This window comes from Roseomonas aeriglobus, from assembly GCA_016937575.1.
GTDB lineage: Bacteria > Pseudomonadota > Alphaproteobacteria > Sphingomonadales > Sphingomonadaceae > Sphingomonas > Sphingomonas aerigloba.
The window spans coordinates 1,322,936-1,341,434 of the sequence record JAFHKN010000002.1 but is presented as its reverse complement, the minus strand read 5'-3'; the positions used below and the strand labels follow the sequence as shown (position 1 = coordinate 1,341,434).

Genomic DNA, 18,499 nt, shown 5'->3' with positions numbered 1-18,499 from the left:
CCCTTTGAAGGGGAGGATTTCAACGGCCGTTGTTCTCTCCTCCCAAGCCCCCTAACCTCCCGGCAAAATCACCTCGGGGGGACTTATGTCGATCGGACGCACCTACCTGCTGGCGGCGCTTGCACTCACCAGCGCGCTGACCCAGCCTGCACTCGCGCAGAGCGCCCGCCCGGCGGCGCAGAAGGTGCTGCCGACGACCAGCTACACGCTGCCGAACGGCCTGAAGGTCATTTTCCACATCGACCGGTCCGATCCGGTCGTCGCGGTGGTATTGGCCGCCCATGTGGGCTCGTCGCGCGAGGTCGCCGGGCGCACCGGCTTTGCGCACATGTTCGAGCATCTTTTCTTCCTGAATTCGGAGAATCTCGGCCCCGGCGGGCTCGACAAATTGTCGGCACGGATTGGTGGGACCGGTGCCAACGGCAGCACCAGCCGCGACTGGACGGTCTACAATCAGGAGGTGCCCAAGGACGCGCTGGAGAAGATGATCTGGGCGGAGGCGGACAAGCTCGGCTTCTTCATCAAGACCGTAACCCCGGCCGTGCTCGAAAAGGAGAAGCAGGTCCTCAAGAACGAGAAGCGCCAGTCGGTCGACAACCGCCCGTACGGCCATGTCAACGAATTGATGGCGGAGGCGCTATACCCGGAGGGGCACCCGTACCGTTGGATGGTCATCGGGTCGATGAAGGACCTGGACGCGGCGCAGTTGAGCGACGTGCAGGAATTCTACCGCCGATGGTACACGCCGAACAACTCGACGCTGACGATCGCGGGCGACTTCGACCCCGCCCAGGCAAAGGCGTGGGTCGAGAAATATTTCGGCGAGATCGCCCGCGGCGCGCCCGCCGCTCGCCCGAGGCCGCAACCGGTGACGCTGAACGCGGCGAAGTCGATCGCGTACGAGGACAGCTATGCCAAGCTGCCGCAGCTCTCGATCGCCTGGCCGACCGTAGGCGTCGGCCACCCCGACGCCGTTGCGATCGAAATGCTGGGCGACCTGCTGACCGAAGGGCGCGAGGCGCCGCTGACCAAGCTGCTGGTCGAAGACAAGAAGCTGACCGACAAGGTCGACATCGGCAATTGGGACAGCGAGATCGCGGGCGAATCGGTGCTGGCGGTCCGCGCCTTCCCTGGCGTGACGCTCGATCAGGTTAAGGCGGCCGTCGATCAGGGCCTCGCACAGTTTCGCGTCGATCCGGCCGCGCTCGCGCGCGTCAAGACGCTGCGGGAGGCGGCGATCTATAGCCAGTTGGGCGACGTGGACGGCAAGGCGACGGCGATCGCGCGGTACGAGGCGCAGACGGGCGATCCGAACTTCCTCGACACCTATCTCACGCGCCTGCGTGCGCTGACCCCGGCCGACATCGACCGTGTGTTCCGCCGCTATGTCTACCAGCGGCCGAACGTCTCGGTCAGCGCCGTGCCGAAGGGCAAGGCATCGCTCGCATTGACCGGTGCGACGATGGTGACGCCGGTGACCGAACCGATCGTCCAGGGTGCCGAGGCGGCGGTCGACCAGAACGCAGGCCGCACGGCCTATACGCGCACGCCCTCGAAGATCGATCGGACCAGGGAACCGCCGTTCGGCCCCGCCCCGACCGTAACGCCGCCGACACCGTGGCAGATGACCGCCGCCAACGGCGTCGCGGTTTCGGGCATCGAGGACCGCGAGCTGCCCGTTGTCCGCTTCACTTTGTCGGTCGATGGCGGCCAGCGGCTCGACGCCGGGGCCAAGCCGGGCACGGCGACGCTGCTCGCGCGCATGCTGACTCGCGGCACCGCGCGCCGTACGCCGGCCGAGCTCGAGAAGGCGCTACAAGCCCTCGGCGCGCGGATCGACGCGAGTGTCGATCGCGAACGTCTGCTGGTGTCGGGAACGACGCTGGCGCGCAACTACGACGCGACGCTGGCGCTGTTCCGAGAGATCCTGCTCGAACCGCGCTGGGATGCGAAAGAGCTCACGCTGGCGAAGGCCGCGGTGACGGCCCGGATCGCGGATAACAAGTCGGACCCGCAGGCGCTCGCGATGCGCGTGACGAATGTCGTCAGCTACCCGCAGGGATCGCTGCTGGCGCAGGATATCCTCGGCACGCCCGATTCGATCGCCGCGCTGACGCTGGACGATCTGAAGGCCGCCTATGCCAGCCTGTCGCCGCGGGCCGCGCGGTTCCGGGTCGCGGGCGCCGTGACTCAAGCCCAGACGGCCGCCGCCCTCGCCCCGCTCGCCGCGGCCTGGACGACGCCCCCGACCGCCTTGGCAGCATTGCCGGAGCCAACGAAGCCCGACGCGGCCCTCCTGTACTTTTACGACGTGCCCGACGCGAAACAGTCGTTGCTGATGTTCTCGACGCCGACCGTCCGCCGCGCCGATCCGGACTATTATCCGCTGCACGTCGCCAACTACATCCTCGGCGGCGGCGGCTTCGCCTCGCGGCTGACGCAGGAGGTGCGCGAGGGCAAGGGGTATACCTATGGTATCCGCTCGGGGCAGCAGGGCTGGCGCAGCGAAGGCCGCTGGACGCTGTCGAGCCCGGTGCGCGCCAACGTGACGCTCGAGGCGGCGAGCCTCGCACGCAAGATCGTCGCCGACTATCCGACGACGTTCACCGCCGACGACCTGGCACTGACCAAGACATCGCTGTCGAAAGCCCGTGCGTTCCAGTTCGAACAACTGATCGACAAGCTCGATATGCTTGCGCTGATGGGCGACTATGGCCTGCCGGCGGACTATCCGGTGCGCGAGGCAGCCGTGCTCGACGGCATGACGGTGGACCGTATCCGCGGCCTCGCCCAGCGCTACTGGCCGGTCGATCGCATGACATACGTCGTGGTCGGCGACGCTGCGACGCAAATGGGGCGCCTGGACGCACTCGGTGCCGGCAAGCCGGTGGCCGCGAAACCGCTGATCGAGTGAGGGGAAAATCACGGAGCCGGTGGTAGCGGAGGAGGGACTTGAACCCCCGACACGCGGATTATGATTCCGCTGCTCTAACCAGCTGAGCTACTCCGCCCAACTCCGTGAGGCGCGCCCAATAGGTCGCCGCCGCGCGGCGGTCAAGCGAAGTTGTGCAGGGAATGTTGCTCCCACGGGCCGCCGCGATACCACCAGCTGGCGAGGCCCTTGATGTGGAGCGGCCGGCGCTGGAAATCGGCGGACAATTGCGCCTGCAATGCCTTGGCGTCGGCGGGGGCGACCTTGTTCTGGATCGTGACGTGCGGACGCCAGCCGGCCTGATCCTGCGGCGTCAGCAGGGGCGCAAAGGCGTCGGCCAAATCGGCGCGAATCGCTTCCAGCTCGGGCGATTCGACGCGGAAGGCGGTACCGCGGCCGAGCGACATCACACCACCCAGCCACGCCTGCGGCGCCGTCACGCCGCGGGTCAGTTGACCCAAGCGGTGCTTCAATTCGTCCGCGACCGAGGGCGGCAGGTGATGGAACAGCGTCAGATGCGCGGCCAACTGGTTGCGCTCCGGCGGGAAATGGGCACGACGCAAGCCGTCGAGGGCGGCGGCATCCTCGTGCCCGAACACCGCACTGACGATCAGGGGATCAGCCAGCGAACACCTCCTTCGGGATATGGGTGATCCGGCACGCGAGATCCGCCTCCCCGCTCGCCACGACAAAATGGTCGCCGCCATCGGCAATGCCGGTCGTGAAGACGACGTTGTCGAGGTACATCAGCTCGCGGATCGGGTCGGTCAACGCAGGCGCGGGTTCGAGCAGCGCGGTGTGCTCGGTCGCAACGGTCCTGGACGGGTCGTCGCGGTCGAGGATCGACCAATAGGTGCGATAGATGCCGACGACGCCCGACGGCTCGACGCCGTGCCACAATGTCAGCCAGCCGCGATCGGTCAGGATCGGCGGCGTGCCCCCGCCCATCCGCGCGGTCGCCAGCGTGGCGGCATGGGGCCGGATGCCCGGCGCGTCGTACGGTTTCCAGTGGAGCGCATCGGGCGACGTCGCGAGGTTGATCGACGGCCCTGCGCGCCAGTCGCTGCCCGGCGGATAGGCGAAGTACAAATCGCCGAGCGGCCGCGTCTGTGCCCAATATTTGCCGCCAGGTTGGCCTTCGAAGATCAGCATGTCCTTGTTCTGATGGTCGAGGACGATCCCCTCCAGCGTCCAGTCGAGCGCGTCGGTGGAGGTGTAGAGCGTCGTCGAATGCCGTTCCGGACTGACCGAGCAGGTCGTCATCAGATAGCGGTCACCGACCCGGCTGATCCGTGCATCCTCGACGCCATAGCATTGATAGGCCGCGCGCGGTTCGATCGCGCGGTCGTAGTGGATTGCGACGACTTCCAGCCCGTCGGGCGTCATCTCGACCGGCAAAAGCCAGCTGAGCGAGGTCAGCGCCATCACCTTCCACCCGGCCGCGCGCATCATGAACTTGCGCGGGTCCTTGGTATCGACATGTTCGAGCGGCCACGCATCGAGCGTGTAGGTGCCGTCAGTCCAACGAATGGCGGGGATGTGCCCGTCACGGATGGGCGTCCGCAGCGCCTCCGCCACGCGGACCATCAGCAGCAGATTGCCGTTCGCCAGCCGCGTCATGCCGGGATTGAATGCACCCAGCACATAGGTTTCGGTATCGAAATGTCCGCGCAGGGGCGAGCGGCTGAGGTCGATGTCGGCCGGCGTGAACACCAGCCGGTCGGTCGGAAAACTCATTCGGCCTCCTGATCGCGCGGTACGATCGTCAATTGCTGGACGACGGTGCGCTGCGGTTGCGTCAGAATATACTGGACCCCGACCGCAATGTCCTCGGCACGCAGCATCGTCTGGTCGTGGATCATCTTGCGCTGCTCCTCGACCGGAATGTCCGGCAGCTGCATGTCCGCACCGGTCTTGCCAGGTTCGACCAGCGAGACGCGGATGCCCTTCGGACCGACCTCGCGACGCAGCGCTTCGGCAAAGCCGGCGATGCCCGCCTTGATCCCGGCATAGACGGTCGATCCCGGGCCCAGGACATGCGCCGACATCGAGCCGATCAGGACGAGGTCCGTCGCGCCCTTGTCGATCGCGGCGTGGGCGCTGGTCAGATAGGCGGTAAAATCAGTGGCGATCGCGTAGCGCAGGTCGTCCGCGCTCATGTCGGTCAGCCCTTCGGCCGCGATGGCCGCATTGATGACCGCCACGTCGAGCCCGCCGAGCGCTTGCACCGCATCGTCGAAATAGCGCGGCACCGCGCCCTCTTCGGCCAGGTCGATGCTCGTCCCCTGTCCGTCGCCAACCTCGCCAATGCGGTCGAGCGCGTCCTGCAGGTGCTGAGGATTGCGCCCGCAGATGTGCAGCCTGGCGCCTTCCGAGGCCAGCAGCACGGCGATGGCGCGGCCGATGCCGGTCGTGCCGCCGGTGACGACGATCCGCCGCCCCTTGAGCGACGTTATGGCGGTATGCGCGTCGGACGCGTCGGTCATTGATAGTCTCCCGAGGTGTCGGGGGACAAAGGATCAGGCCGGCACCGGTTCCAGCACTTTGTCGAGCAGGCGCGATATCGCCCTGATCGAGGTTGGTTCGTCCAGTGTCGGCGCATGCCCGACCGCGGGCACCGTCACCACCTCTGCCCGACCGCCCAGCCGAAGCGCCATCGCGTCGGCGGTCTTTTCCGAAAGGATGTCCGATCGCTCGCCGCGCAGCACCAATGCCGGCCGTCCGGCGAGCGCATCCAGAGTACGCCACATGTCCGGCCCGGCTTCGTTTCCGGGCACGCGGAACGGCTCGGCGATGCGCATGTCATAATCGAGCACGATCCGCCCGGCCGAGTTCAAGCGATACAGCCGCTTCGCCATCGCGAGCCACGCCTCGATCGTATAGTCTGGGTAGACGTCCGAATTCGCCTCCGCCAGCGCGCGTGCCGCGTGCAGCCACGTCGGGTGCCACGTGTTCTTGCCGACATAGCCGCGGATTCGCGAAAGCCCCGCCGCCTCGATCTCCGGCCCGACATCGTTCAGTAGCGCGCCGGCGATACGGCTGCGTTCGACCGACGCGAGCAGCATCGTCACGATTCCGCCAAGCGACGTCCCGAAGGCGACGAACCGGTCGATCTTCTGATCCTCCAGCAGCGCCTCGATATCCTGGAGGTAGGTGAGCGGCACATAGCTCATCGGGTCCTTGGCCGCCTGGCTTTCGCCCCGACCGCGGAAATCGATCGCCAGCACACGCCACTCGGGCGCCAATCGCTCGGCAAGCGTCGCATAGTCGCGGGCATTGCGGGTCAGGCCCGGCAGGCACAGGATCGGCGGGCGGCCATCGCCGCCGCCGGCATAATCGCGGTAATGCAATCTCAGCCCATCGCGCGATTCCCAATAGGCGTCGGCATAGGGGCGGTTGCGCTCACTGACCATGGCCACCCATATCCACGCATGGCCAGCAGACTGCAACCGTCACGCGCGATCCTCGAATTAGGGGACGCCTTCTATGATCCGGTAACCGCGGCTGATTTTCCGCAGACGATCCTGCGGTTCCGCAACGACCGGGCCGCGGCGGAGGTCGGCCTGGACGGCCTGAGCGACGACGATTGGGTGCGCCACTTCGGCCGGTTCGCGCCCCTGCCCGGCAGCCTGGAGCAGCCGCTCGCGCTACGGTACCACGGCCACCAGTTCCGCACCTACAATCCCGACATCGGCGACGGCCGCGGCTTCCTGTTCGCGCAGCTGACCGACGACAGGGGCCGGCTGATGGACCTGGGCACGAAGGGCTCCGGCCAGACGCCATGGAGCCGGTTCGGCGACGGTCGGCTGACGCTGAAGGGCGGCGTGCGCGAAGTGCTGGCGACCGAGATGCTCCAGGCGCTGGGCGTCGAAACCTCGCGCAGCTTCTCGCTGATCGAGACAGGTGAGGCGCTGGAGCGCGGCGACGAGCCCTCCCCGACCCGCTCGGCCGTCCTCGTGCGGCTCAGCCACGGTCACATCCGCATCGGTACCTTCCAGCGGCTCGCCTATCTGCGCGACGCGGAAAATATGGCGCGGCTAGTCGATTATGTGCTCGTCCGGCTCCAAGACGCTGCGCCGGGCGATCCGGTGCGGCTGCTGCAGAACGTCGTCGCCCGCGCGGCGCGGCTGGCGGCCAGCTACATGGCGGCGGGCTTCGTCCACGGCGTGCTCAATTCCGACAATATCAACGTGACCGGCGAAAGCTTCGATTACGGCCCCTGGCGGTTCACCCCGACGTGGGATCCCGGCCATGTCGCTGCCTATTTCGACCATGCCGGCCTCTACGCGTTCGGCCGCCAGCCCGAGGCGATCCACTGGGACGTCATGCAGCTGGCGGTCAGCCTGCGCACCCTGGTCGACGCCGAGCCGCTGATCGCCGCGCTGGAGGCTTTTCCTGACCTGTACCAGAGCGAGGTTACGCGCGCCCTGCTCTGGCGGCTTGGCGTCACGCCGCGCAACGCGGGAGAGGATCGCGCGCTGGTCCAGGCCATCGAACCGGCATTGCGCGCGACCGATACGCCGACCGATCGCTTCTTCTTCGAGGCGTTCGGCGGCGAACTGCCCGAACGCTATGGTGAGCCCTTCGCGGCGGCGCGTGCGGCATTGCAACCCTATCACCCGCGCAAGGATCGGACGCATCCCTATTGGTCGGGCGCGCCGTGTTCGATGCTGATCGACGAAGTCGAGACGATCTGGTCGGCGATCGACGAACGCGACGATTGGGCGCCGTTTCACACTAAGGTGGCGTCTATCCGCCAAATGGGCGACGCTCTCGCCTGACGCCCCCCTTGGCAATCAAGGACTTTCCCGGCAGACGTGCCGAAATGGTGGGGCAAGAAATCCTTTCGACCGAACCGGCGACCGGCGCGATCCTCTGGCGACGGATGCCCGACGACGTCGACACCGAAGTCGCTCGCGCTCGCGAAAGCTGGCCGGCCTGGGCGTCACAGCCGATCGCCTACCGGATCGAGACGCTGCGCCGCTTTGCAAACGTCGTGCGCCAGCGCGCCGATGCGCTGACCGACCTGATCGCGCGCGAGACCGGCAAGCCTTTGTGGGACGCGCGGACCGAGGTCGAGGCGGTGATCGCCAAGGTCGACATCTCCGTCACCGCCTATTCCGAACGCACCGGCCAGCGCCGCAGCGAAACTCCGATGAACGCGCGCATGGCGCTGCGCCACAAGCCGCATGGCGTGCTTGCAGTGCTGGGGCCGTACAACTTCCCCGCGCACCTGCCCAACGGCCATATCGTGCCGGCGCTCCTGGCGGGTAACGCCGTGGTATTCAAACCGTCCGAGAAGACGCCGGCGGTCGGCGAGTTCCTGGTCCAATGCTATCATGCCGCGGGCGTGCCCGAGGGATGCGTACGGCTGGTCGTCGGCGGCGCGGACGAGGGCAAGGCACTGGCCGCCCACGACGGCATCGACGGGCTTCTGTTCACCGGATCGGCACGCACGGGTCTTGCGCTCAACCGCCTCTACGCGGACCGCCCGGAGAAGATCCTGGCCCTGGAGATGGGCGGAAACAACCCGATCGTCGTCTGGAGCCAGCCCGACCTGTACGCTGCCGCGGTGCTGGTCGTGCAATCGGCGTTCATGACGTCGGGTCAGCGCTGCACCGCCGGACGCCGGCTGATCGTCGATGCGGCAGTGGCAGACGCGCTGATCGCCGAAGTGCTGAAACTGTGCGGCCGCATGATCGTCGGAGAGCCGCATGCCGATCCGCAGCCGTTCATGGGCCCGGTGATCGACAACGATACCGCCGACATGCTGACCGAAAGCTTTCTGGCGCTGATGACGATGGGCGGCCGGCCGCTCAAGCACCTCGAGCGCCCGGTTGCCGATCGCCCGTTTCTCACGCCGTCGCTGATCGACATGACCGACGCGCGCGAACGCCCCGACGTCGAACTGTTCGGACCGATCCTGCAGCTGGTCCGGGTCAAGACGTTCGAGGAGGCGCTGACCGAAGCCAACGCCACCCGCTATGGCCTGTCCGCCTCTCTCATCAGTCAGGATCCGAAACTGTACGATGCCTTCTGGGCGAACATCCGTGCGGGCATCATCAACTGGAACCGCCCGACCAACGGCGCGGCCTCCAACGCCCCGTTCGGCGGGATCGGCTGGTCGGGCAACCACCGCCCCGCCGCCTATTACGCAGCCGATTATTGCGCGTATCCCGTAGCGAGCAACGAGGCCGAGCAGGCGCGTGCCAGCATCGGCATCGGCCTTCGCGATATCGATGGCGATCGGTGAGATGGATTGTCACGCAACCCCGCGAGGGCGCCAGGGCGGCTAGAGGTCGCGCGTAGACACGGAGGATCAGGCAGCACGCCGCTTTGGTCTCCTGTGGGCACAAACGGCTGACCCTGCGCAAAGCGATGCGCGCCTACGCGTTTCCCCGCGTCTCACGCCGCCGCGGGAACCACGCGCCTTCTCTTCGTGCCTTCGCGCCCTTGCGTGAACAAAACTTCCTCTTCCCCCGCCCAAAGCATCGCTGGTTTGCGAGCCCGTGCTAACAAGCCCATCTCGCCAGACATCATGGCGACCCTTCTCGATCCCACCGCCCGCGGGCGGGTCATTCTGGTCGGTGCCGGCCCGGGCGACCCCGGCCTGTTGACCGTCCGTGCTGTCGAAGCGCTGAAGTCGGCCGACGTCGTCGTCCACGACGGCCTGATCGACCCGCGTGTGCTCGACCTGGCGCCGCCCGAGGCACATCGTATTTCCGTAGCCAAGCAGCGCAACCGCCACACCTTGCCGCAGGAGGGGATCAACGCCCTGATCGTCGCGCATGTCCGGTTGGGCCAGGTCGTCGTCCGGCTGAAGGGGGGCGACCCCTTCATCTTCGGTCGCGGCGGCGAAGAGGTCGAGGCGGTGCGCGCCGCCGGCTTGCGGGTCGACGTGATCCCCGGCGTGTCTGCGGCGCTCGGGTGCGCGGCGGAGGCGATGCTGCCGCTCACCCACCGCGACTGGTCGTCGGCCGTCAGCTTCGTCGCAGGCCAATGCAAGGGGCTGAAGGACCAGGATTGGTCCGGCCTCGCGGGCAAGGGCCGTACGCTTGTCATCTACATGGGCGTCGCGACCTGCACCGATATCGCCGACAAGCTGATGACGGACGGCGTCGCTCCGGACATGCCGGTCGCAGTCCTGGAGAAGGGCACGCTGACTGGTCACCGCGCGTTGCGCACGCTGCTTGCGGACCTGGGCGATATGGTCGTGCGGGAACAGGTCGGTAGCCCGGCGATCATCGTCGTCGGCGAAGTCGTATTGCTGGCCGATGCCGATGATCGCCTCGGCAAACTTGCCGCACAGGCGGAGGTTCTGGCGTGAAGTTGTTGACCGGAAACGATCTTGCGACTGGCGACGTCGTTTGGTGGACCGGCCGCGACTGGTCGCGCCACGTGGAGGATGCGTCGGATGTCGCCGACGGCGGCGAGAGCATCGCCCGCGCGGAGGAAGGCGCCCGCCGCGTCACCGGCCCCTATGTCATCGACGCGACCGCCACGCCCGAAGGCCCCCGCCCCGCCCATATCAAGGACCGCATCCGCGCGCTCGGTCCTACGGTGCGCCCGGACCTGACGCTCAAGCCCGCCGACCCGTCGGCCGGCGACTGGATTATCTGATGTACCGTTACGACCAATATGACCAGGCGATCGTCGACACCCGCGTCGCGGAATTTCGTGACCAGGTGCAGCGCCGCCTGTCGGGCGCGCTGAGCGAGGATCAGTTCAAGCCGCTGCGGCTGATGAACGGCCTGTACCTGCAGCTCCACGCGTACATGCTGCGCGTCGCGGTGCCCTATGGCACGCTCGACAGCCGGCAGATGCGCATGCTCGGCCACGTCGCGCGGAAGTACGATCGCGGCTACGGTCATTTCACCACGCGACAGAACATCCAGTTCAACTGGATCAAGCTGGAGGACGCGCCCGACATTCTGGCGGAGCTGGCGACGGCGCAGATGCATGCCATCCAAACGAGCGGCAATTGCATCCGCAACATCTCGTCTGACCAATTCGCCGGCGCCGCCGCGGACGAAGTCACCGACCCGCGCCCCTGGGCCGAACTGATCCGTCAGTGGAGCACCTTCCACCCCGAATTCACCTACCTGCCGCGCAAGTTCAAGATCGCGGTGATCGCCAGCGACACCGATCGCGCAGCGATGCGTCTGCACGACATCGGCATCCAGCTGGTGACGCGCGACGGGCAGATCGGCGCGCGGGTATTCGCCGGCGGCGGCATGGGTCGGACGCCGATGATCGCGCCTGAAATCAATAGCTTCGTTCCAGCTTCAGAGATTCTGTCGTATCTTGAGGCTTGCCTGCGCGTCTACAATCGCCACGGCCGTCGCGACAACATCTACAAGGCGCGGATCAAGATCCTGATCCATGCGCTGGGCGCCGAGGAATTTGCGCGCCAGGTCGCCGAGGAACATGCCGGGCTAAAGACGCTCGACCTCGATCCGCCCGCCGCCGAGCTGGAGCGGATCACGGCGATGTTCGGCGCGCCAGCGTTCGAGCGCGACCTGCCGTCCGACATCGACCGCAGCGATCCCGACTTCGCGGTCTGGGTCGACCAGAATGTCGCCGCGCACAAACAGCCGGGCTACAGCATCGTCACGATCAGCCTGAAACCGATCGGCGGCATCCCGGGCGACGCGTCGGCGGATCAGATCGACGTCATGGCGGACCTTGCCGAGCGTTACAGCTTCGACGAGTTGCGTGTGACGCACGCCCAGAACATCGTCCTGCCGCACGTCGCCACCCGCGATCTGTATGCGATCTGGACGGTGCTGCGCGAGGCGGGGCTGGCCGAGGCGAACCTCGACCTGATCAGCGACATCATCGCTTGCCCCGGCCTCGACTATTGCGCGCTCGCCAACGCACGCTCGATCCCCGTTGCGCAGAAGATTGCGACGCGGTTCGGCCAGGCCGGCCGCCAGCACGAACTGGGCGAGCTGAAGCTCAAGATTTCAGGCTGCATCAACGCCTGCGGCCATCACCACGCCGGCCACATCGGCATTCTCGGCGTCGATAAGAAGGGCACGGAGAATTATCAGCTTCTGCTCGGCGGTTCGGGCGCGGAGGACGTCAGCCTCGCCAAGATCACCGGTCCAGGCTTCGACGAGGACGGGGTGGTCGACGCGATCGAGAAGGTGACCGACGTCTATCTGGCTCAGCGACAGATCGGCGAGCGCTTCCTCGATACCTACCGCCGGCTCGGCATGGAGCCGTTCAAGGAGGCGATCTATGGCTGAGCTGCTGCGCTACCGCGACGATACCGCGCATGAAGAGCCGGCGGTGACGCTCGACGCCTTCGTCGGACAGGAGGATGCGCACGCAGTGCGTGTCGAATCCGGCGACGACGTGCGCGTCCTGCTGCCCCATCTCGCCCGGATCAAACTGGTCGAGGTCGCCTTCCCCGCCTATCGCGACGGCCGCGGCTATTCGACCGCGCGGGCGTTGCGCGAGGCCGGCTATACCGGCGAATTGCGCGCGCAGGGCGACGTGCTGGTCGATCAGATCCCGCTGATGCGCCGCTGCGGCTTCGACAGCTTCGCCCCCGAAGCTCCGATCGACCCGGCGGCGCTGCAACGCGCGCTCGATCGCTACACCGCCGTCTATCAGCGCGCCGCCGACGACCGGACGCCTGTGTGGAGGCTGCGCCATGGCTAACGTTGCCCGCAAGATCGACATGATCGACGTCGCACCGGCGTTCACCGCGGCGGACGCCGCCGATTACGAGACACGCTTTGCCGGCACGTCGACGCAGGATCTGCTCGGCGACCTAATTGGCGGCGAGTTGAACGGGCGCATCGCCGCCGTATCGTCGTTCGGCACCGAGTCCGCGGTGCTGCTGCACATGATCGCGCAGATCGACAAGACCGTGCCGGTCATTTTTACCAATACCCAGAAGATGTTCGGTGCGACGCTTCAGTACCGGGATGAACTTGCCGAGCAACTCGGCTTCACCGATCTTCGGGTCTACCGCCCCGATCCGCATCTGCTCGCAGCAAAGGACGCGACGGGCCTGCGCTGGTCATATGACCCGGACGGCTGTTGCGCGATCCGCAAGGTCGAGCCGCTCCGACGCGCGCTAGCCCCCTTCGATGCGTGGATTTCGGGTCGGAAGGGCTTCCAATCCGGCACGCGTCGGGCGTTGCCGCGGTTCGAGGAGGACGAGGGGCGGCTGAAGCTCAACCCGCTGGCCGATTGGGACAAGACACGGCTCGACGCCTATTTCGCCGAGCACAAGCTGCCCCGCCACCCGCTGGAGGCGGAAGGCTATGCGTCGATCGGCTGTTCGCCCTGTACCAGCAAGGTCAAGCCGGGCGAGGATCCGCGCGCCGGGCGCTGGCGCGGGTGGGACAAGACCGAATGCGGCATCCACCGTCCGGTCAGCGACGGCGACGCGGACCAGCCGAGTTTTTGATGTCTTAGCGCCCCGGCGAAGGCCGGGGTCCAGGCTGAGGACCGCTTGTGTTGCGCGGCGTCGATGGGTTGGAGGAGCTTGGCCCCGACCTTTGCCGAGGTACGATGGTCTTCCGCTCGATGGCACCTATATCCCTCAGATGGCGTCTCAATTCGATCTTTTCGCGCCGCCGATCGTCCCCGGCTTCGCCCACGTCCCCGACCTGATCTCACCCGCCGAAGAAGCCGAACTCATTACCGGCATCGACGCGGCGCCACTCACGCCGTTTCGTTTCCAGCAATGGACGGGCAAGCGACTGACCGCGTCCTACGGCTGGTCCTACGACTTCGCGACCGGCAGCTTCGCGCCGACCGACCCCATGCCGGATTGGTTGACAGCCGTCCGAGTCCGCGCCGCGGCTTTCGCCGGTCTGGCCGAGGACGATCTCGTTCAGGCGCTCCTTATTCGCTACGATCCCGGCGCCGGGATCGGCTGGCATCGCGACCGGCCGGTATTCGAGCATGTCGTCGGCATCTCGCTCGGCGCCCCGGCCACGCTGCGCCTGCGGAAACGGGATGGCAAACGCTTCGCTCGGGCGTCCGCGCCGCTAGCGCCGCGGTCCGTCTATCATCTGTCGGGCGACGTCCGTCACAATTGGGAACACAGCATCGCCCCGATGGACGTGCCGCGCTGGTCGATCACCTTTCGCTCATTGGCCGCCGGCGCAGCGCGACGATAATGCCGGCGGCGACGACCGCGCCGATCGCCAGTGCGCCGCGGTGCCGATACAGGCTGACCCGACGCCCGCTCTGATCGGCCGACCGCTCGAGACCGTTGCGCAAGGGGCGGTCGAGATTGTCGCCTGGCGACGGGTCCCGCGACGGATCGCGTAGCACGCGACCCAGCGCACCGCCGAACCAGTCGAGCACCCAGGGAAAATGGTTCGCCGCAAGCACTTCGGCACGCCCCACGCCACCGACAGTCACGTCGCGCCGCGGGTGAACCGCAGCATCCAGGATGGCCTCCGCTACCAACACCGGATCATAGACCGGCGGCGGCAGCAGCGCGGCGCCGTCGAGGTGGTTGGCGGCGTGGTCGGCGATCGGCGTGTCGATCCCCGACGGCTTGATCAGCGTGATCGCGACCGGCAGCCCGTCGCCGGTCACCTCGATCCGCAAGGATTCGATATAGCCTTTCACCGCATGTTTCGACGCGGCATAGGCGCCCATCACCGGCGTCGGCACATCGGCCACGATCGACCCGACCGTAATCAACGCCCCGCCCTGCCTCCGCAATCGTGGGATCGCCGCGAGTGCGCCGTGGACAACGCCGAAATAATTGGTCCGAAACAAGCGTTCGTGCTCGTCCATCGGCGTGTCGAGCAGCTTGGCATAGATCGTGACACCGGCAACGTTCACCCAGCTGTCGATCCGGCCGAACCGTTCGATCGCAGCCTGTGCGGCGGCTTCCACCGCCTTGCAGTCACCGACATCGGCCACGGCAAACGCCGCACGCTCGCCCAATTCAGACGCAATCCGTGCAAGCGTCTCGGCGTCACGCGATACCAGCATGACCCGCGCGCCGCAGGCAGCCGCCATGCGTGCGGTTACCAGGCCGATTCCCGAACTCGCGCCGGTTATGACCATCACCTGGTCCGCGAGCGGCTTCATTCGAGGGTTTGTCATCTGCGGGTGCAATCTGCGCACGTAAAATCAGGCATTTCGATAGGCTCCCGGTGCGGCAGGACTTTACCGCCAAATTCCGCCACTTACGCCAGAACCATCCCGCAGCGAGACCGGTTCCGGACGACCGGTGGGACAGGCGGACGCTGCCCGGCCGATTGCACCCGCCTCCCGCGTCCGATATAGGCGCGGCCAATCCCGCCCCGGCTGCACCCGCCGCCGGGGCGCACGCATTTGAAGGACTGTCGATGGCCCGTCGCCGCCAGATCTACGAAGGCAAGGCAAAGATCCTGTACGAGGGTCCCGAACCCGGCACGCTGATCCAGTATTTCAAGGATGATGCGACCGCCTTCAACGCCCAGAAAAAGGGCACGATCAGCGGCAAGGGCGTGCTGAACAATCGTATCTCCGAGCATGTATTCACGTTGCTCGGCGCGATCGGCATCCCGACGCACTTCATTCGCCGTCTCAACATGCGCGAACAACTCATTCGCCAGGTGGAAATCGTGCCGATCGAGGTCGTCGTGCGCAATGTTGCCGCCGGCTCGCTCAGCAAGCGCCTGGGAATCGAAGAAGGCACGCCGCTGCCGCGCACGATAATCGAATATTATTACAAGGACGACGCGCTCGGCGATCCGATGATCTCCGAAGAGCATGTCCTGTGCTTCGGCTGGGCCAGTCAGGACGAACTGCACGACATGGCCGACATGGCCATCCGCGTGAACGATTTCCTGACCGGCCTGTTCGCCGGAATCGGCATCCGCCTGGTCGACTTCAAGCTCGAGTTCGGCCGGATCTGGGACAATGACTATGGCCGGATCATTCTGGCCGACGAAATCAGCCCGGACGGCTGCCGTCTGTGGGACATGACCTCGGGCGAAAAGCTCGACAAGGACCGCTTCCGCCGCGATCTCGGCGGCGAGGTCGAAGCATATCAGGAAGTCGCCCGCCGCCTGGGCCTGCTGCCCGAGGGCGAAGGCGACTCCGCCGTGCTCGACATGGAAAGCCATCGGAAGCGGCGCGGAAAATAAGAGATCGGGTGGGGCGCGATTTAGCGACGGCAGGTCGCCGCCCCGCCGGGTCGTCCGACGGTGTAGCGCCTTCTACCCCTTGACCTTGAACCCGCAAATCACGCCGAACACGAACGTCGCGAACAGCGCTAATTCCACATTCGTCCCCGACCAGTGGAAATAGTCCCGCCCGAAACCTACGAGCGCGACGAACATCACCATCACCAGATACGCCATCGTGTCCACTCCACCCGCCCGCGCAACATGCGCCGCCGGCCCGAAAGTGTTCCGAAAACGTAAACGAGGGATGAAGCCTTGCCCCTCGTCGCCCATGGGGGCATAGGCGCGGCCATCCAACCCAACCAGCCCGGGGAACCAGGTTCAGATGAAACTTCGCATCGTCGTGACGCTCAAGCCCGGCGTGCTCGATCCGCAGGGCAAGGCGATCGAACATGCGCTCGGCAGCCTCGGTTTCGACGGCGTAGGCGAGGTTCGCGCAGGCAAGATCTTCGAGCTCGACGTCGCCGACGACACCAGCGACGCGGCGATCGACGATATGTGCCGCAAGCTGCTGGCGAATACGGTCATCGAAAACTATCGCATCGAGCGCGGCGCATGAGCGCGGCGGTCGTCGTCTTTCCGGGCTCGAACTGCGACCGCGATCTGGCGACGGCCATTCGCGAGGTGACCGGTCGCGCGCCGCACATGGTGTGGCACGGCGACAGCGACTTGCCCGAGGGCCTCGACCTGATCGCGATCCCCGGCGGCTTTTCCTACGGCGACTATCTGCGCTGCGGCGCGATCGCCGCGCGCTCGCCGGTGATGGGCGCGGTCATCAAGGCGGCCGAGCGCGGCGTACCGGTGCTGGGCGTCTGCAACGGCTTCCAGGTGCTGACCGAAAGCGGGCTGCTGCCCGGCGCGTTGATGCGCAATGCCGGGCTCGACTTCGTCTGCCGCGACGTGGCGCTCACGGTGGAGAACAGCCAGAGTATCTTCACCAGCCAGTATACGAATGGCGAAACGCTGTCGGTGCCGGTCGCGCATCACGACGGCAATTACTTCGCCGACACCGAGACGCTCGATCGCCTCGAAGGCGAAGGTCGTGTCGCATTCCGCTATGACGAAAACGTCAACGGCTCGGCCCGCAACATCGCCGGCATTCTGAATGCGGCCGGCAATGTGCTTGGTATGATGCCGCACCCCGAACGCAAGATCGAAGCCGCGCATGGCGGCGCCGATGGGCGCCGGATGTTCGAAGGGCTGCTGGCCGCGGTCAACGCATGACGGGCGCGGCGGCCGTCACCGGCGGCTGTCTGTGCGGCGCCGTCCGCTACATTCTGACCGCCAAGCCCGTTACGACCCGTCAATGCTGGTGCCGACTATGCCAGTACCTTGGCGCGGGCAGCGCCACAGCGAATATCATCGTTCCCCGCGCTGCATTGCAGATCGAGGGGGCGTTGAGCAGCTATTCCTCGGTCGCGGACTCGGGCAACGTCCTGCATCGTCAATTCTGCCCAACGTGCGGCACGCCTGTTGGAGGCTATGCGGAAGTACGCGAACATCTTTATGTTCTGCGGATAGGAACGCTAGACGATCCGAACCTTTACCCGCCGGAAATCACGATCTGGACGGAAGCCGCCCCGGCATGGGCACCGATAGACCATAGCAAGCCGTCGCTCGCCGGGCAGCCACCTGCACCCGTCACACCTTCGCCTTGAACGGCGTGAAGTCGGTCGTGTCGTCGAACACGTCGATGCCCTCGCGCCGCTTTAGGAAGTTGACCACAGCATAGGTGAACGGCGTCAGAAGCGCCTCCCATGCGGTCTTCAGGAAGAACTGGCTCAGGACGACCTGGATGATCGCGTCGGTCGTCCACCCGGCCGTCCCGGCAAAGGCGAGCGGATAGAACAGCAGACTGTCGAGCCCCTGTCCGACGATCGTCGACCCGATCGTGCGCATCCAAAGATACCGCCCCCTGGTCAGTACCTTCATCCGCGCGAGCACGACGCTGTTGGCAAATTCGCCTGCCCAGAACGCGGTCATGGACGCGCCGACGATTCGCCATGTGTTGCCGAAGACCGACTCATACGCCGCCTGCCCCGGCCAGCTGCGCGCGGGCGGCAGCGAGACGATGACCCAGGCCATGAATGCCATGAAGACGAGCGCGCCGAACCCCATCCAGATGACGCGTCGCGCGCGGGCGTAACCGTAGACCTCGGTCAGGACGTCGCCGACGATGTAGCTGACCGGGAAGAAGAAAACGCCCGCCCCGAACGACCACATGCCGATAACGGGCAGGTCCAGTTCTGCACGCTTCGATGCACCGATCAGGTTCGACAACAGCAGGATCACGACGAACGCGACCATGACGATGTCGAAATAGCGGAAGTCCCCGCGCCTCACTTCACGCGCACTGACGCGCTGCGGCTGATCCCCACCCTGATCCATGCCGGCCTTATGATCCCCGTTT

20 protein-coding genes and 1 tRNA gene are annotated in these 18,499 nt (G+C 66.2%); 13 read left to right on the top strand and 8 right to left on the bottom strand.

Annotated elements, in window-relative coordinates:
* Positions 1–85 precede the first annotated feature (85 nt).
* The gene (locus tag JW805_06915; GenBank protein MBN2971745.1) at positions 86–2,914 is read left to right on the top strand and encodes an insulinase family protein; all 2,829 of its coding nucleotides are present in this window, start codon (positions 86–88) and stop codon (positions 2,912–2,914) included.
* 20 nt (positions 2,915–2,934) lie between these two features.
* Here the strand turns inward: JW805_06915 and JW805_06910 are convergent.
* The 5 genes from JW805_06910 to JW805_06890 form a co-directional block, all read right to left on the bottom strand.
* Positions 2,935–3,011, bottom strand: a tRNA-Met gene (locus JW805_06910).
* Positions 3,012–3,054: 43 nt separating this feature from the next.
* A complete protein-coding gene (locus tag JW805_06905; protein ID MBN2971744.1) occupies positions 3,055–3,531 on the bottom strand; it encodes a 2'-5' RNA ligase family protein in 477 nt (158 codons plus the stop codon).
* 19 nt (positions 3,532–3,550) lie between these two features.
* Entirely contained in the window at positions 3,551–4,669 is a 1,119-nt protein-coding gene (locus JW805_06900; protein ID MBN2971743.1) for a hypothetical protein, read from the bottom strand.
* On the bottom strand, positions 4,666–5,418 hold the full coding sequence (locus JW805_06895; protein ID MBN2971742.1) for an SDR family NAD(P)-dependent oxidoreductase: 753 nt from the start codon (positions 5,416–5,418) through the stop codon (positions 4,666–4,668). Before JW805_06895 ends, JW805_06900 begins: the two co-directional genes overlap by 4 nt.
* 33 nt (positions 5,419–5,451) lie before the next feature.
* The gene (locus tag JW805_06890; protein MBN2971741.1) at positions 5,452–6,351 is read right to left on the bottom strand and encodes an alpha/beta hydrolase; all 900 of its coding nucleotides are present in this window, start codon (positions 6,349–6,351) and stop codon (positions 5,452–5,454) included.
* 12 nt (positions 6,352–6,363) lie between these two features.
* Here JW805_06890 and JW805_06885 point away from each other — a divergent pair, with 12 nt between their 5' ends.
* The 8 genes from JW805_06885 to JW805_06850 all read left to right on the top strand — a co-directional run bounded on the left by JW805_06885 (position 6,364) and on the right by JW805_06850 (position 14,076).
* Positions 6,364–7,713 (top strand): YdiU family protein, encoded by a 1,350-nt coding sequence (locus tag JW805_06885; protein ID MBN2971740.1) that lies wholly within the window; start codon positions 6,364–6,366, stop codon positions 7,711–7,713.
* 44 nt (positions 7,714–7,757) lie between these two features.
* Complete coding sequence (astD, locus tag JW805_06880) at positions 7,758–9,185, top strand: succinylglutamate-semialdehyde dehydrogenase (GenBank protein ID MBN2971739.1); 1,428 nt, start codon at positions 7,758–7,760, stop codon at positions 9,183–9,185.
* A gap of 285 nt (positions 9,186–9,470) precedes the next feature.
* Entirely contained in the window at positions 9,471–10,259 is a 789-nt protein-coding gene (gene cobA / locus JW805_06875; protein ID MBN2971738.1) for a uroporphyrinogen-III C-methyltransferase, read from the top strand.
* A complete protein-coding gene (locus tag JW805_06870; GenBank protein MBN2971737.1) occupies positions 10,256–10,552 on the top strand; it encodes a DUF2849 domain-containing protein in 297 nt (98 codons plus the stop codon). The genes cobA and JW805_06870 overlap by 4 nt, the downstream gene beginning before the upstream one ends.
* Entirely contained in the window at positions 10,552–12,183 is a 1,632-nt protein-coding gene (locus JW805_06865) for a nitrite/sulfite reductase (GenBank protein ID MBN2971736.1), read from the top strand. The genes JW805_06870 and JW805_06865 overlap by 1 nt, the downstream gene beginning before the upstream one ends.
* Positions 12,176–12,601 carry a DUF934 domain-containing protein gene (locus JW805_06860; GenBank protein ID MBN2971735.1) on the top strand — a complete coding sequence of 142 codons (426 nt, stop codon included), beginning with the start codon at positions 12,176–12,178 and terminating at the stop codon, positions 12,599–12,601. Before JW805_06865 ends, JW805_06860 begins: the two co-directional genes overlap by 8 nt.
* A 19-nt stretch (positions 12,602–12,620) precedes the next feature.
* The gene (locus tag JW805_06855) at positions 12,621–13,358 is read left to right on the top strand and encodes a phosphoadenylyl-sulfate reductase (GenBank protein ID MBN2971734.1); all 738 of its coding nucleotides are present in this window, start codon (positions 12,621–12,623) and stop codon (positions 13,356–13,358) included.
* Positions 13,359–13,497: 139 nt separating this feature from the next.
* Positions 13,498–14,076 carry an alpha-ketoglutarate-dependent dioxygenase AlkB gene (locus tag JW805_06850; GenBank protein MBN2971733.1) on the top strand — a complete coding sequence of 193 codons (579 nt, stop codon included), beginning with the start codon at positions 13,498–13,500 and terminating at the stop codon, positions 14,074–14,076.
* On the opposite strand, the gene JW805_06845 is transcribed toward JW805_06850, so the two are convergent.
* Entirely contained in the window at positions 14,036–15,007 is a 972-nt protein-coding gene (locus JW805_06845; protein MBN2971732.1) for an SDR family NAD(P)-dependent oxidoreductase, read from the bottom strand. The two genes, JW805_06850 and JW805_06845, sit on opposite strands and share 41 nt — an antisense overlap.
* Before the next feature lie 260 nt (positions 15,008–15,267).
* Here JW805_06845 and JW805_06840 point away from each other — a divergent pair, with 260 nt between their 5' ends.
* Positions 15,268–16,050 (top strand): phosphoribosylaminoimidazolesuccinocarboxamide synthase, encoded by a 783-nt coding sequence (locus JW805_06840; GenBank protein MBN2971731.1) that lies wholly within the window; start codon positions 15,268–15,270, stop codon positions 16,048–16,050.
* Positions 16,051–16,122: 72 nt separating this feature from the next.
* Here the strand turns inward: JW805_06840 and JW805_06835 are convergent, their stop codons facing one another.
* Positions 16,123–16,386: a hypothetical protein gene (locus JW805_06835; protein MBN2971730.1), complete on the bottom strand. Its 264-nt coding sequence runs from the start codon at positions 16,384–16,386 to the stop codon at positions 16,123–16,125.
* 28 nt (positions 16,387–16,414) lie between these two features.
* Between JW805_06835 and purS the strand changes: the two genes are divergently transcribed.
* From purS to JW805_06820, 3 genes are read left to right on the top strand one after another with little or no spacing between them, the layout of a single operon-like run.
* A complete protein-coding gene (purS, locus tag JW805_06830; GenBank protein MBN2971729.1) occupies positions 16,415–16,648 on the top strand; it encodes a phosphoribosylformylglycinamidine synthase subunit PurS in 234 nt (77 codons plus the stop codon).
* Positions 16,645–17,313 (top strand): phosphoribosylformylglycinamidine synthase subunit PurQ, encoded by a 669-nt coding sequence (gene purQ / locus JW805_06825; GenBank protein ID MBN2971728.1) that lies wholly within the window; start codon positions 16,645–16,647, stop codon positions 17,311–17,313. Before purS ends, purQ begins: the two co-directional genes overlap by 4 nt.
* Positions 17,310–17,747, top strand: a complete 438-nt coding sequence (locus JW805_06820) for a GFA family protein (protein ID MBN2971727.1) — start codon at positions 17,310–17,312, stop codon at positions 17,745–17,747. The genes purQ and JW805_06820 overlap by 4 nt, the downstream gene beginning before the upstream one ends.
* Here the strand turns inward: JW805_06820 and JW805_06815 are convergent.
* Entirely contained in the window at positions 17,731–18,477 is a 747-nt protein-coding gene (locus tag JW805_06815; protein MBN2971726.1) for a queuosine precursor transporter, read from the bottom strand. The two genes, JW805_06820 and JW805_06815, sit on opposite strands and share 17 nt — an antisense overlap.
* Positions 18,478–18,499: the final 22 nt, after the last annotated feature.